The organism is Spirosoma horti, assembly GCF_054776595.1.
This window is the reverse complement of the sequence record NZ_BAAHBQ010000008.1, coordinates 92,085-106,139: the sequence shown is the minus strand read 5'-3', so window position 1 is coordinate 106,139 and position 14,055 is coordinate 92,085. Positions and strand designations below refer to the sequence as shown.

Below are 14,055 nucleotides of genomic sequence, written 5' to 3'. Positions count from 1 at the left end.
CAGCCATTGGAAGGGTGGCCTTAACGAAGCGTTTTTTATTTGGTACACCGGAATCAATTCCGGTGTACCAGGTAGCTTAAATTTCCGAATAGGCTGTTGGATGCAACAGGTAAATGTCGGCTCGCAGGAAATTGTGGGCGTACTCGGGAAGCGCATTCAGGGTTTTCCAGGCCGGATCGGCACTGAACGCTTTCCAGTGAGCATCGCGCTCGGTTTTGTTTTCAAACGAGGTCATATACATCATGCTCGGTTGTTTGCCACCCACTTTTACCTGACCACAAAACACCGTGTTGAAACCCAACCGCTTGAAAATATCCAGTTCGCCATTGTTGAACTGGCTGATCTTGTTCTCATGCAATTTCTCGGTAGCGGCTTCGTACCGGCGAAGTTCATAAATACGCTCGGAAGCTGGTGCGTTCAATTTCGGCACGATCATGCTGGGCATACCGGCAAATGACTCCATCAGGATCGATTCAAATCCTTTATAGACCGGCTTGTCAAATGTAGTTTCCAGATAATCCTGTCCGGCCGACGTGTATTGTTTGTCTTTCGCCAGCGTTTCGGGAAGGCCCATGAACTGATCGACCGATTTGAACGGAATCAGCAGGTACACCAGCGAATCGGCGTCGGCGGGCGTAAAGACGCCAATTTTTCCGATACCTGCCCGATGCAGCGCGGGCAGATACGCCTGCTTCAAATACGTTTCCAGCCGGTCTTTCTGGCTGTTATCTTTAAGGTGGTAAATTTTGACCTGGTAAAATTCACGTTTGGGCGCAAAACCAAACCCCGAATTCAGGCTGAAGATGAGCGCCAACAGAAGGCCAATAAAACGTGTGCTTGTTACTTTACAATTACTGAACATACTTGAATAAGTTGTATTTGGTATTAAAGCAGGAAACCAAAAAAAACTCACATTGGTGATCTAAAATTTTCAAAACTGAGTTAAAATCCCTTATCTCGTCAGCCGGTAAATGAACAAAGCCGCCCGTTGAACCAATAAAGGATATTCTTTGGTGTTCATGGTTTCTTCAATGCTGTGTGCCCCTTTACCCGACGCCCCCAATCCATCTAGACAGGGCATGTATTGCGCGACAAATGAAACATCACCCGCTCCGCGCGAACCCGGATCACCCGCCACAACGGGGCCTATGCCCATATCGCGACTGAGCTTGTCCAGTTGTTTCCGAAGTTCATCATTAGCCGCCGATGGTTCCATTCCGGGAATACCATCGGAAAACGAGATCGTTGCTTTTGTCAGAGGTAAAGATTTCTCGACAATTTCGCGCATGCGGGTTCGGGCACTTTCTTTCTGGGCTTCGGTCAGAAACCGTAGGTCGCCTTTTACCAGCGCCGTTCCGGCCACGATGTTTGTTTTTCCAATCGTTTCTGCTTTGGCGGTTTTGTCATCATAATGCACCTCCGAACCGCCCACGATCAAGCCGGGATTGAAGGTCAGGTATTGCTCCTGCCCCAACGTGCGCCGAAACTCGTTCAGAATGCGAACGGCTTCATAAATAGCACCGTAACCCAGGTCGCTAAAAATCCGGGACGAATGCCCCGTTCGGGCTTTTACGTTGAGCGTCCAGCTACTGGAACCCCGCCGACCAGTAGTGACACTGTGCAATCCCTGCGCCGTTTCGAAGGCCAGGGCGATGTCACATTTTTTGGCCCGTTCCACAAAATCAATTCGGCTGGCAGCTCCGCCCCCGCTTTCTTCATCACCGGTAAAGTAGACCGTAATGGATGTGTCATCGAGCAATTTATGGTAATTTAGGGCTTTCAAGGCGGCAATAACCAGCACATCGCCCCCTTTAATGTCATTGACGCCCTGCCCCGAGGCCGTCGAATCGTTGACCCGTGTGAAGGGTTCCATCGGTAGGCTCTTCTCAAAAACAGTATCCAGATGACCAATCAGAAACAGCTTTTTCCCTTTTTTGCCCTGCCGCGTAGCCACCAAGTGCCCGGCTCGATTGAGCGAATCGGGTAACGTAATCCACTCCGTTTTAAACCCCAGTTTATCGAGTTCATCCGACATCAGCTTGCCGACGGTTCGTACGCCTTCTTTATTCAGTGAGCCACTATTGATATTAACGACCTTTTGGAGTAAGACATCGGTTTCGGGCATCTGCTTTTTGACAGTGGCAACGACACCCGTTTCGGGTTTGGATAATGATTGGGCATATACACCAGGAGTAATTAGTAACAGACTAAATAAAATAGACTTCATGACTGTAATTTAATTGGGCGAATGGGCCAAACTACGGAATTTTAAGCGGTAAACTTACAACGACGTGACGTTATAAATCGAATTTATATAAGTAGTCAATACAAGTGAGTTAGCCATTTTATAATGATACGACTTCCCGGGATATACGATTCTCGCGGCTATTCTTCTTATCTTCGGTCGAAAATGGCCCCTCGCCAAACCACCATTCACAACGCCAGTCACTTCACTAATCATGAAACACGCTTTCCTGATCCTGCTTACCTGTTGCTATACCCTCACCAGCACCCTTGCCCAAAAGCCCGCCAGTCCCGAAAAGCAAGCCCCAAAAGAAGACAAGCCCGGCGCCTTATCCCGCACACTGAACATGGATTCACAGGTGGTGACCCAGGGGCAGGTGACGATTAAAGGCCAGCGGGTTCCCTACAAAGCCACCGTAGGTACCATTCCCGTTTGGGATGAAGAAGGCAAGCCCATTGCCGGCGTCTTTTTCACTTATTTCGAACGGTCCGACGTAACCGACAGAACCACCCGTCCGCTGGTTATCTCGTTCAATGGTGGTCCCGGTACGGCTTCGGTCTGGATGATGATCGGCTACACGGGCCCGCGTATCCTGAAAATTGATGATGAGGGCTATCCTACCCAGCCGTATGGTATCAAGGACAATCCTAACTCGATTCTGGATGTGGCCGACATCGTGTATGTCGATCCGGTCAATACGGGATTCTCCCGGCCCGCCAATAAAGACGTACCCGCAGCCAAACTGTTTTTCGGTGTCAACGCCGATATCAAATACCTGGCCGATTGGCTCAATACCTTCGTCAGTCGGTACAACCGCTGGGCGTCGCCCAAGTATTTGATTGGTGAAAGTTATGGCACGACCCGCGTGTCGGGCCTGGCGCTGGAACTTCAGAATGCCCACTGGATGTACTTAAATGGCGTTGTTCTAGTGTCGCCGACGGATCTGGGTATCGAACGGGATGGCCCCGCGAAAGGAGCCCTTAAACTCCCCTACTTTGCGGCAACCGCCTGGTATCACAAAGCTCTGCCGGCCGATTTACAAAAGAAAGACTTAACGGACATCCTGCCCGAAGTAGAAGCCTTCACAATTTCGGAATACCTGCCCGCTCTGGCCCTGGGCGGTTCATTGAGCGACCAGAAACGGAAGGAAATTGCGGCCAAAGTGGCCCGGTATTCGGGCTTATCCGAAACGGCCGTGATGCAGCAGAATCTGGATGTACCCGCTAATTTTTTCTGGAAAGAGCTGCTCCGGAGCAAAAGTCAGACGGTGGGACGGCTGGACTCCCGCTACCTGGGCATGGATAGTAAAGATGCTGGTGTAGGTCCCGACTATAATGCGGAACTAACCTCCTGGCTGCACTCCTTCACGCCCGCCATCAACATGTTCATGCGCGAAGAGCTGAACTACAAAACCGATCTGAAATATTACATGTTTGGCCCCACGTTCCCCTGGGACAACACTAACAACCACGCGGGCGAAAATCTGCGTCAGGCAATGGCTCAAAATCCGTATCTACACGTATTGGTGCAATCGGGCTATTATGACGGGGCCTGCGATTATTTCAATGCCAAATACAACATGTGGCAAATGGACGCCAGCGGCAAACTCAACGACCGAATGGAATGGGTTGGCTACCGGAGCGGACACATGATGTATCTGCGTAAAGAAGACCTCGCTACCAGCAATGAACACCTGAGAAAATTCATTCAGAAAAGCACTCCTCAAAATAGTGCGCCCGCCAAATATTCGGGAAGTCGGTAACTGAGTTACGGCCAATACCCACGCTAACCCCGCCCACGGCAGTTATTAAACAAGCATCCTTATGGCAAAAGTCAAAAAAGTAGTTCTTACGGTCTTAATGGTTGTTGTTTGGTTCGTTATGTTCGCCATGGTTATTCCCATGAAAAGCGGCCGGGGTCAGTTTGCCACCGTTTTAATTTGCCTGATCATTAACAGTATTTTAGCGGCTTATTATAGTTGTATAGGCCAACGACCCGGTTCATTCCGGGAATGGATCAACATGTAAGCCTCTCTTACTGACCGACGGTATCACATGACTTCAGAGACACCAGACCTTTTCATTCGATTCCGGCACGAGCTTCATCAGTTTCCTGAAGTGTCGTGTGAGGAAGTCGATACGCAGAAACGGATAAAACGCTTTGTCCGCCAGTTCAATCCTACTCGTATTACCGAAGTCGCGCAAACGGGGTTGCTGCTTCAATATGGGGATGATCTGGCTGGGCCGGTAACGCTAATTCGAGCTGATATCGACGCCTTGCCCATTCAGGAAGTCAACACATTTGCCCATCGGTCAAAAATCGACGGCGTTTCCCACAAGTGTGGGCACGATGGGCACGCGGCCATTCTGACCCGGCTGGCATCTTTACTGGCCCGGAAACCCGTAGCCAAAGGCCGGGTGTATCTGGTGTTTCAGCCCGCCGAAGAAAATGGCAAAGGCGCCGACGCGGTATTGACCGACCCCGCCTTTTCTGGTATTCATCCAGACCGTGCCTTCGCTCTGCATAATCTACCCGGCTACGAACAAGGGGTTATTGTATGCAAACCGGGCTCATTTACAGCCTCCGTCCTCACCCTGATTGCCACCTTCGACGGGAAGGTGTCGCATTCTGCTGAACCCGAAAAAGGCTTAAATCCAGCCTATACGATGGCGGATTTTCTGCTTAAAACCAGGCCATTACAAAACACAGATCCAGGCTCAGATAGCTTTGCCCTGATAACGCCAATTTATACGACGATGGGGGAAAAATCGTACGGCATATCGGCGGGTTATGGGGAGGTTCATCTAACGTTAAGAACCCGAAATGCCAAACGGATGGAAGCCCTGACGACTCAGTTACTGGCGCTACTTGCCGAGCTATCTGCAGAAAGCGGCCTCGACATAAAAACAGGCTACACCGAGGCTTTCGTCGCTAATGAAAACGACACCGATGCTTTTGAGCAGATCAAACGTAGTGCGTTGACCCTGGGCTACGCGTTTGTTGAAAAACAGGAACCCTTCAAATGGGGTGAAGATTTCGGGTTATTCACCCAGCATTTCACTGGCGCTATGTTTGGAATCGGCAATGGAGAGGATTCGCCAGCCCTGCACAATGACGACTATGATTTTAACGATAACCTGATCGAGCCAGCCGCCCAATTATTTTTTGAGCTAATCGAGATGGCTCATTCCTGAATAGCCCATCTTGGACTCTGCTTCCTTTTAGCGCATAAATGTATTTTTCGTCAATTCCTTTACCCCTGAATCTCCTGAAGGGAATTTAGAAGTAAAGGAATTAAAAAGATTAGGACCAACACAACGTCAACACAATTACCAACAAATACCATCGACCAGCGCAATAAAGCTCTATTTTGCATCAAAAATAATTCCGTCGGATATCTCTTGAAAACACTCGTCACACTGCTGCTGCTGCTGCCTGTATTTGTCGTTGCCCAAACGACGCCACCGGCCAACCCATACCCATTTACGCCCGCCCAGGATTCAGCTTATGTGCGGGAAAATTACCAGAAATCTGAGTTCATGGTGCCCATGCGCGATGGCACTAAACTGTTTACGCAGGTATATGCACCAAAAGACCAGAGCGTTAAACATCCAATCATCATGCAACGGACGCCTTATAGTTGTCAGCCTTATGGCGTTGATCGCATCCGTCGGCGGGTTGGCCCAAATGCATTCATGCTCCGCGACAATTATATTGTTGTGTATCAGGATGTTCGTGGGCGCTGGGCATCCGAGGGGACGTTCGTGGAAATGACTCCGCATGTAGATGTCAAGAAAGGAAACGCCGACCATGACGAGGCTTCTGACACCTATGATACCATCGACTGGCTGCTGAAAAATGTCCCTAATACCAACGGCAACGTGGGGCAATGGGGTATCAGCTATCCTGGTTTCTTCACATCGGCGGGGGCCGTTTCCGGGCATCCAGCGTTGAAAGCATCTTCCCCGCAGGCCCCGATGGCCGACCTCTGGCGCGATGATGCTTTCCACAACGGGGCGTTTATGATTGCGGCTAACTTTAGTTTCTACACTTATTTTCAGGAACACAAGCAGCCAACCAAACAAAATCCACCCGCCCTTTTCGACATCAACGATCCCGATGGGTATCATTTTTACCTGAATATGGGTTCAACGGCCAATTCGGAGAGCGCTTATTACAAGGGGCGCAACAAATACTATCACGAGAATTTCGAGCACCCGGATTACGACGAGCATTGGAAAAAACGGAATATTCTACCACACCTCAAAGGCATTAAGCAGGCTGTCATGGTTGTCGGCGGCTGGTATGATGAACAGGATTTATTTGGCACGTTTAATACGTACAAGGCCATTGAAAAGCAGAATCCGGGCATTCAGAGCATCTTCGTGGTAGGTCCCTGGGTGCATGGTGGCTGGGCGGGTCCATCGGGGCAAACGCTGGCTGATCTGGATTTTGGTTCGAAGGTGTCGCCCTATTATCAGGAAAATATCGAAGCGAAATTCTTTAAACATTACCTCTTCAACGAGGCTACTCCCCTAACCCTTCCCGAAGCCACCCTGTTTGAAACGGGGTCAAATCGCTGGCGTTCCTTCGACACCTATCCGCCGAAGGGTACCGTTCAGAAACAACTGTACCTGGCGGGAAATGGCAAGCTCAGCTTTACCCCGTCAGCAACCGGCGCGGCCTTTTCCGAATTCCCCTCCGACCCGGCTCACCCGGTACCATTTTCCAGCAAAATCAACGACGGTTTCTCCGCCGATTACATGGTCGAAGACCAGCGATTTGCTTCGGCTCGCCCGGATGTGCTGACCTTCCAAACCGATGCACTGACCGAAGATTTAACGTTGGCCGGACCAATTCTGGCCCAGCTTACCGTTTCCACTACGGGCACCGATGCCGACTGGGTTGTTAAAGTCATCGATGTCTATCCGCCTGATGCGCCCCAGGATCCCAAAAAACCAGACGTCGTTTACGGTGATTATCAGCAGTTGGTGCGAAGTGATATTATTCGGGGCCGCTACCGCAACAACATCAGCAAACCGGAACCCTTTACCCCAAATCAGCCCACTCCGGTTGCTGTCGAATTACAGGACGTGTTGCATACGTTCAAAAAAGGACATCGGCTTATGGTACAGATACAGAGTTCATGCTTCCCCTGGAGCGACCGGAACCCACAAACATTTGTCCCCGTTTTCAGCGCGAAAGAGGCTGATTACAAGAAAGCAACTCATCGGGTTTACCATGGCAAGCCGGGCGTTAGCTTCCTGAAAGTAGGCGTACTGCCTCAGTAATTTATTCAAATAAATGACTGATTTTCAACCCAAACACATGCGGGTGCTGTTTACCTTAGCCGTCCTCTTCTGGGGAGCCTGTTATGCTCGGGCGCAACCCAAGCCAACGCTTGCAGTTACCCCAGTCAACGACCAGGTTTATGTCCATACAACCTATGGCATGTACGGAAAAACACCGTTCCCGTCTAACGGGCTAATTGTTAACACCGCCGATGGCGTCGTTCTGGTTGATACGGGCTGGGATACGGATACCAACACCGACAATACGCGCCAGTTGCTCCAATGGGTCAGCGACAACCTGCATCAGCCGGTCCGGCTTTGTATCGTTACGCACGCCCACGAAGATCGGGTGGGCGGTATAAGCGAGCTCCGTAAAGCCGGTATCCGGGTAGTCAGCACACCATTGACGGCCCGCAAATCGGTTGCGCTGGGCTTTCAGGCACCCGACGGTATTTTGCCGAACGACACAACCTTTTCGATCGGTCAGGAGCCCATTCGCTGTTTCTTTCCTGGCGAGGGGCACACCAGTGATAACATTGTGGTCTGGCTACCTAAGCGGCAGATACTGTATGGCGGCTGTCTGATTAAAAGCGTAGCGGCTTTTGGCATGGGCAACCTCGCCGATGCGAACCTGAATCAATGGGCGGGCTCCATTCGAACGCTGATGAACCACTTTGGAGGAGCCCGAATTGTGGTGCCCGGCCATCAGGATTGGGGAGATACAAAATCGCTGGAACATACATTGCAACTGCTGGCAAAGCATGCCGCAGCCAAAAATAAATAACTGACCATTAAAGCATTGCCTTTTAAAATGCCCAAACTTCTCCTGATGGACCACGATGGGGCCATTGACGATCTGTTATCGCAGTTGCTCGTTCTGACCATGCCCGATGTCGAGCTGATTGGTGTCACGGTTACGCCCGCCGATTGTTACATTGAGCCCGCTCTCGAATCGACGTATAAATTGCTTCAGTTGATGGGGCAGGAACATATTCCCCTGGGGCGGGGTGATTACTACGGAATCAATGCCTTTCCGGGCGAATGGCGGGCACGACCCGAAATAATCAATGCCTTACCGCTGCTGATCAATCTACCCAAGTCGCCCGATCCGTACTCGTATTTGAGTGCGCCCGAGTTGATCATCGAGACGTTGACGAAGGCTACCGAGCAGGTAAGTGTTCTGATGACGGGGCCTTGCTCCAATCTGGTACTGGCGTTGGAGAAGGCACCAGCGTTGAAAGAGAAAATTGCGGAAGTTGTCTGGATGGCCGGGGCGTTTCGCGTTCCCGGCAATGTGCAGACCTACCAGCACGATGGCTCGGCCGAATGGAATGTATTCTGGGACCCGATCAGTTCGCAAAAGCTGGTATCCTATGAATTACCGTTGACCCTTATTCCGCTGGATGTCACGAATCATGTGCCTGTCACCAAGCAGTTCCTGTCTACGTTAGCCACGCAGATTGACTACAGGCTGTCCAACCTCACGGGCCAGCTCTGGGCGCTGACCATCGACACTATTCCTAGTTATCAATACACCTATTTCATGTGGGATATTCTGGCAACCAGTTACCTGGCCATGCCTGAACACTTCACCACCGAACGGGTGAAAGCGAACGTCAGCACCCGGCCACCCAACGCCGGACAAACATATCTGGACGAATCGGGCTATGAACTGACTATTGCAACCGACGTGAATGTGGCCTATTTTTATGACTACCTGCTGGCACAGTTTAGGCGTTAAGACGACGGGATGCTACCTCAGCCGATTAGCTAAATAAAATGTCTACCACTTTTCCCTATGTTCGGCATAGCCGCTAGGTAAAGACAAAATAAGTTACTTTTCCGCTCCATATCCTCATCTAGCGTATGCGCACCTCTTTTCTGGTTGCGTAGCGATCCAATGTTTATAGTAAACCTAGGCTATCTTCCCATTTAATGTTCGCGTAGCGATCCAACCCAGTAGCCGTTTGATCGCTACGCGACCAGAAACGGCGGACCAGGGTGGGTATTTCTACAAACATTGGATCGCTACGCGACCGAAAAAAGATGAGAATGTACGCTATGTAAAGACAGGAACCACGGAAATTTGGATACTGCCCTAACCTCATACTCATTGTGCCTAAATTCCTGAAGACGTTCGCGTCATCAAAACCCGAAACTACTGCTTTGGCTTCATCAGCTTGCGTTTGAAATAGTCGGCGGTAGCGGCACTCATTTTCAGGGCATTGGTATGCTTCATCCAGTGGTGCGTATCGTCCACGATCACCAGCTTTTCCATCGGAACGCCCTGCTTTTCGAGACGCCGGACCAGGTCGGTGCTTTGATTGAAGCGCACATTCCGGTCATCGTCGCCATGAATGATGAGCACGGGTGATGTCCAGCCACTGATCGACGAAACTGGCGACGACTCCCAGACAATTTTAGCCGCTTTGTCGGCATCCGGAATTTTTTCATACCGATCCGTCGAGCTAACGCCATACCGTTGCTGGCTCCAGTCATGAACACCATGAATATCTACACCAGCCGCAAAGAGTTTAGAATCACGGGCGAGCGCAAGCGCCGTCAGGTAACCACCATAGGAGCCGCCATAAATACCGATTTTGGTTGCGTCAACCTGTGGCTGTTCGGCAAGCCATACGGCCGCTGCCCGCACATCCTGATATTCTGATGCGCCCGTTGCTCCGCCATTTTCTGGCTGATGAAATGCATAGCCGTACCCAATACCCAGCCGGTAATTGACCGATAAGACCACAAACCCCTGGCTGGCCAGATACTGGTTTAGGGCGTATGAATTAGCATAATAATCTGAATAATTCCAGCCTAACAGCATTTGGCGCGGAGGGCCGCCATGCACATAAATGAGCGTTGGCTTTTTAGAAGGTCCACCCGCTGGTTCAAAAAGCTGACCATGAACGTTCATCCCATCCGGCGACTTAAAGGTTACCTGTTTGGGTACTACCAACTGACTGGTCGGGAAGTTGGCCGGTACCAGATTTTGGGCTAACACCTTAGGGGTTCCTTTGGCAAAGGCCATCACCGTTGGTAGCGGTGGGCGTTGGGCTGTGGCGCTGATCATCGCAATGGTAGCGCCGTCCCCCGTCACGACGGGTGTCCATTCGAGACCCGCTCCCGGCGTAAGCACCTCCATAGCCGCTTTATCGACGGGAACACGAATAGCATGCCGCCGATCGATATCCAGTTTATCAGGACCCGTATTTCCACTGAATAACAACCATTTCCGGTCGTGGCTCATGGTAATGTGTTCGGCCATAAATGACCCGGATGTTAATAATAAAGGAGCGCCACCCGTTGAGGCAATGGAATACAGGTGAGGCCAGCCATCCTGATAGGACAGGAAAACAATACGCTCATTAGCGGCCCAGTGCAGGTTAACCCCTCCGTTCGTAGACGGTACCGAACCTGCCAGCGTTTTGGGCGCCTGCCAGATCTGGGATGCATTACCCGAGGTAACATCGGCCGTCCAGATCGACCAGGGGTGATGCTTACGCGTTAGCAGTGAATCGGGGGCACCGCCCGAACCGGGTGTACGAACAAATACAAGTCGCTTCCCGTCGGGTGCCCAGCGGGGCGAATCGTCCTGCGAAAACGACGGTGCGATCCACATAATGGGTGTTGTTTCGCTGGTAAAAACGCCCACAAAGGCATGATCCTTCCGATCACACACGAAGGCCAGTTTCGAGCCATCCGGCGACCACTGAACGGAGCTGTTCGTACCCCGGACGGTAAACATGGCTTTGGCCGCTGAAGAAGCATCCAGGGGAGCCACCCAAACCTGACCACCTTTGATAAAGGCAACGCGGTCGCTTTTGGGCGAAATAGTTGGCGCATCGCCCTCGGCAATAGCTTTGGCCTCACCACCGGCAAACGGAATGCTCCAGATCTGAACCTTAGGCGGCACGGGCGTCGATAGGGTATTGACGGGTAATTCTTCATCCCAGTTGGAGCCATGATCACCACCCCGCACGTAGATTACCCACTTTCCGTCGTCAGAAATGGACAAACTCGTAATTTCCTGTCCATCATCTTCGGTGTAATTGGTCAGTTTTCGGGGCGTAAAGTCGGGCCCTTCGGCTACGTACACATTCCGTTTACCCTGCTCATTGAAGGCCCACGCAATACGTGCGCCCTTTGCCGAACTGGTCAGTTCATTTGGGAAAGGGTAACTCTTTACCGCTTCCAGCGAGAAGGTCTGAGCCTGAACAGATTGGCACAACCAGAGCCCCACGACAAGGCCCAGCAACGTAAACTTATTCATGAGTCGATGTTTAAACTAAAAAAGCTTATTTGAGTAGTCTATGAAACAAACTCAAATAAGCTTTTTTATTTTCTATTCTAATGAACAGGCCAAATAAAATTCTAACAATCAGTTTAATAGTACCATTAATTATCAGCCATAGCTGATGGCTTTTCCCACAAACCAATTTATCTAGGAAGGCTCCTCGCTCTTTATTCTAAAAATAGCCCCTTCCAGAGCCTCATCTACCCGAATCTGACAGGCCAGTCGGCTGTCCGAGTCAGCATCGGGCAGAGTATCGAGCATGTCCAGTTCGAGATCCTGGGCTGACGGTAAATTATCGAACCCATTTATTACCTGAACATGGCAGGTTGCACAGAGGGCCATCCCGCCACAGGTCGCCAGAATATTATAGTCCGACGCTTTCAGCACCTCCATCAGGCTCAGACTGATGCCTTCGGGTACCTCTACCGGTTTCTGTTCGCCATTGCGGTCTTCTACGGTGAATGTAATCATATTAAAAGGTAGGAACACCGTTGACGGTTGTGTATTTGAAACTCAGTTTTTGATTCGGGTGGACGTGGTGAAAGGCGCTCTGGCACATGAGCGCAGCCTCATGAAAACCACACAAAATCAGCTTGAGCTTACCCGGATAGGTATTAATATCACCGATCGCATAGATCCGCTCGACATTTGTGGAGTAATCGGTCGTATCGACGCTAATAGCGGATTTGTCGATGCTTAATCCCCAATCGGCAATGGGTCCCAGTTTGGGCGTTAAGCCAAAAAGAGGAATCAGATTATCAGCTTGTAGAGTCGTGACCGACTTGTCTTTTGCCGTAATGTTAACTTCCTGCAAATGGCCATTCCCCGTAATGCTGGTAATATTCGACTGAAGCACGAGATTAATTCGTCCCTGTTTGGCCAGTTCAACCACTTTCTCAGCCGAATCGGGAGCCCCCCGGAAACTGTCGCTCCGGTGAACCAGCGTTACTTCTTTCGCTATGTCGGCCAGGAAAATGGTCCAGTCGAGGGCCGAGTCACCCCCACCAGCCAGCACCACCCGTCGGTTGCGTAACTGCTCGGGATTTTTGACCATGTAGGCGACGCCCTTTCCTTCAAATTGCTCCAGGTTCAAAATCTCGGGTTTTCGGGGTTCAAAACTGCCCAGCCCGCCCGCAATGACGACCACCTGGCAATGCACGGCTGTGCCGTCGCTGGTCGTAATTATGTAGGAGCCGTCGTCCTGACGGTCGAGCGACTCAACGCGTTCGCCCAGCGTAAAGCCAGGATTGAAAGGAGCAATCTGCTCCATCAGGTTATCGACCAGTGTCTGCGCGTTGATGGCCGGATAGCCAGGGATGTCATAAATGGGTTTCTGCGGATAAATCTCGGAGAGTTGCCCACCAACCTGTGGTAACGCATCGATCAGGTGACAGCGCATTTTCAATAAACCAGCTTCAAAAACAGCAAACAGGCCCACCGGACCAGCGCCAATAATACAAATGTCTGTCGTTATCATCTCTAGTGAACGAGTCGATTTTATCTACTCGTTAATCTTTTGTGTTACTTATATTAAGTCTAACCGTCTACTCTGCAAAGTAAGCGCACACCTACGGTTAAGACTTATCATACCTTGTGATGATGGATTAACAAATGGAATACGTGATGCATTCATCCATTTCCCGCTAAGTGAGCAGAATAGCGCATGTATATAGCCCGGAAGTTCTGCTTAAATACATTATACCGATTTTTACGTAAGCAGTTATAGCACAAGATTTTGTTCAACACAACTACAATTCGTATAGTCAAACATTTACCAAAACGCCCGATATGACTGCTCTACCGAAGAATACAGCCAATCAATTACAAACGATAAATACGTCGTTCAATACACTGACAGAATGGGCTGAAGCAACCGCTCTTCTGCACGAAAACTACTCCAGCTTGTTAGCCTGTATCAGCCAGAATAAGGCAACGAAAAAGACACGTGCAGCATCGAGTCGTTTATATATTGGCCAATGCCCTGTCGATCAGATCATAACCCTCCTGAAGATAGTACAAGAACAAATGGAAAGCCTGGTCATGGATATGGAGCAGATAAACTGCCCGGACCAGCCGGTAGGGACAGAAAATTACAAAAAGCTGGCGATGCACACTCGCATTATCAATAAACTGAACCAGCAGGCGCGAACAAAGCTTTGGTTAGCGGCCCTACTGCCTGCCTAGCCCTGTGCAGGAGCAGCTTAGGCAACCTTCTTACT

General features: G+C 50.5%; 12 protein-coding genes. 7 read left to right on the top strand and 5 right to left on the bottom strand.

Features of this window, described 5'->3' with window-relative positions; genetic code table 11:
- Positions 1 to 76: 76 nt before the first annotated feature.
- On the bottom strand, positions 77 to 862 hold the full coding sequence (locus ACYVAM_RS24145; protein ID WP_461071867.1) for an NIPSNAP family protein: 786 nt from the start codon (positions 860 to 862) through the stop codon (positions 77 to 79).
- A 90-nt stretch (positions 863 to 952) separates the two neighbouring features.
- Entirely contained in the window at positions 953 to 2,227 is a 1,275-nt protein-coding gene (locus ACYVAM_RS24140) for a M20/M25/M40 family metallo-hydrolase (RefSeq protein WP_461071865.1), read from the bottom strand.
- Positions 2,228 to 2,459: 232 nt separating this feature from the next.
- Between ACYVAM_RS24140 and ACYVAM_RS24135 the strand changes: the two genes are divergently transcribed.
- The 6 genes from ACYVAM_RS24135 to ACYVAM_RS24110 all read left to right on the top strand — a co-directional run bounded on the left by ACYVAM_RS24135 (position 2,460) and on the right by ACYVAM_RS24110 (position 9,277).
- Positions 2,460 to 4,007, top strand: a complete 1,548-nt coding sequence (locus ACYVAM_RS24135) for a S10 family peptidase (RefSeq protein WP_461071863.1) — start codon at positions 2,460 to 2,462, stop codon at positions 4,005 to 4,007.
- Between the two features lie 61 nt (positions 4,008 to 4,068).
- Positions 4,069 to 4,272, top strand: coding sequence for a hypothetical protein (locus ACYVAM_RS24130; protein WP_461071861.1), 204 nt, complete (start codon positions 4,069 to 4,071; stop codon positions 4,270 to 4,272).
- Between the two features lie 27 nt (positions 4,273 to 4,299).
- The gene (locus ACYVAM_RS24125) at positions 4,300 to 5,439 is read left to right on the top strand and encodes an amidohydrolase (RefSeq protein WP_461071859.1); all 1,140 of its coding nucleotides are present in this window, start codon (positions 4,300 to 4,302) and stop codon (positions 5,437 to 5,439) included.
- Positions 5,440 to 5,646: 207 nt separating this feature from the next.
- Positions 5,647 to 7,536: a CocE/NonD family hydrolase gene (locus tag ACYVAM_RS24120; protein ID WP_461071857.1), complete on the top strand. Its 1,890-nt coding sequence runs from the start codon at positions 5,647 to 5,649 to the stop codon at positions 7,534 to 7,536.
- A 13-nt stretch (positions 7,537 to 7,549) separates the two neighbouring features.
- The gene (bla, locus tag ACYVAM_RS24115; protein WP_461071855.1) at positions 7,550 to 8,320 is read left to right on the top strand and encodes a subclass B1 metallo-beta-lactamase; all 771 of its coding nucleotides are present in this window, start codon (positions 7,550 to 7,552) and stop codon (positions 8,318 to 8,320) included.
- A 27-nt stretch (positions 8,321 to 8,347) separates the two neighbouring features.
- Complete coding sequence (locus ACYVAM_RS24110) at positions 8,348 to 9,277, top strand: nucleoside hydrolase (protein ID WP_461071853.1); 930 nt, start codon at positions 8,348 to 8,350, stop codon at positions 9,275 to 9,277.
- Between the two features lie 417 nt (positions 9,278 to 9,694).
- Here the strand turns inward: ACYVAM_RS24110 and ACYVAM_RS24105 are convergent, their stop codons facing one another.
- The 3 genes from ACYVAM_RS24105 to ACYVAM_RS24095 all read right to left on the bottom strand — a co-directional run bounded on the left by ACYVAM_RS24105 (position 9,695) and on the right by ACYVAM_RS24095 (position 13,313).
- Positions 9,695 to 11,812, bottom strand: coding sequence for a S9 family peptidase (locus ACYVAM_RS24105; RefSeq protein ID WP_461071851.1), 2,118 nt, complete (start codon positions 11,810 to 11,812; stop codon positions 9,695 to 9,697).
- Positions 11,813 to 11,983: 171 nt separating this feature from the next.
- Positions 11,984 to 12,307, bottom strand: a complete 324-nt coding sequence (locus tag ACYVAM_RS24100) for a 2Fe-2S iron-sulfur cluster-binding protein (protein WP_461071849.1) — start codon at positions 12,305 to 12,307, stop codon at positions 11,984 to 11,986.
- Position 12,308: 1 nt separating this feature from the next.
- Positions 12,309 to 13,313, bottom strand: coding sequence for an NAD(P)/FAD-dependent oxidoreductase (locus tag ACYVAM_RS24095; RefSeq protein WP_461071847.1), 1,005 nt, complete (start codon positions 13,311 to 13,313; stop codon positions 12,309 to 12,311).
- A 311-nt stretch (positions 13,314 to 13,624) separates the two neighbouring features.
- Here ACYVAM_RS24095 and ACYVAM_RS24090 point away from each other — a divergent pair, with 311 nt between their 5' ends.
- Positions 13,625 to 14,020 carry a hypothetical protein gene (locus tag ACYVAM_RS24090; protein ID WP_461071845.1) on the top strand — a complete coding sequence of 132 codons (396 nt, stop codon included), beginning with the start codon at positions 13,625 to 13,627 and terminating at the stop codon, positions 14,018 to 14,020.
- The last annotated feature ends 35 nt before the right edge of the window (positions 14,021 to 14,055 follow it).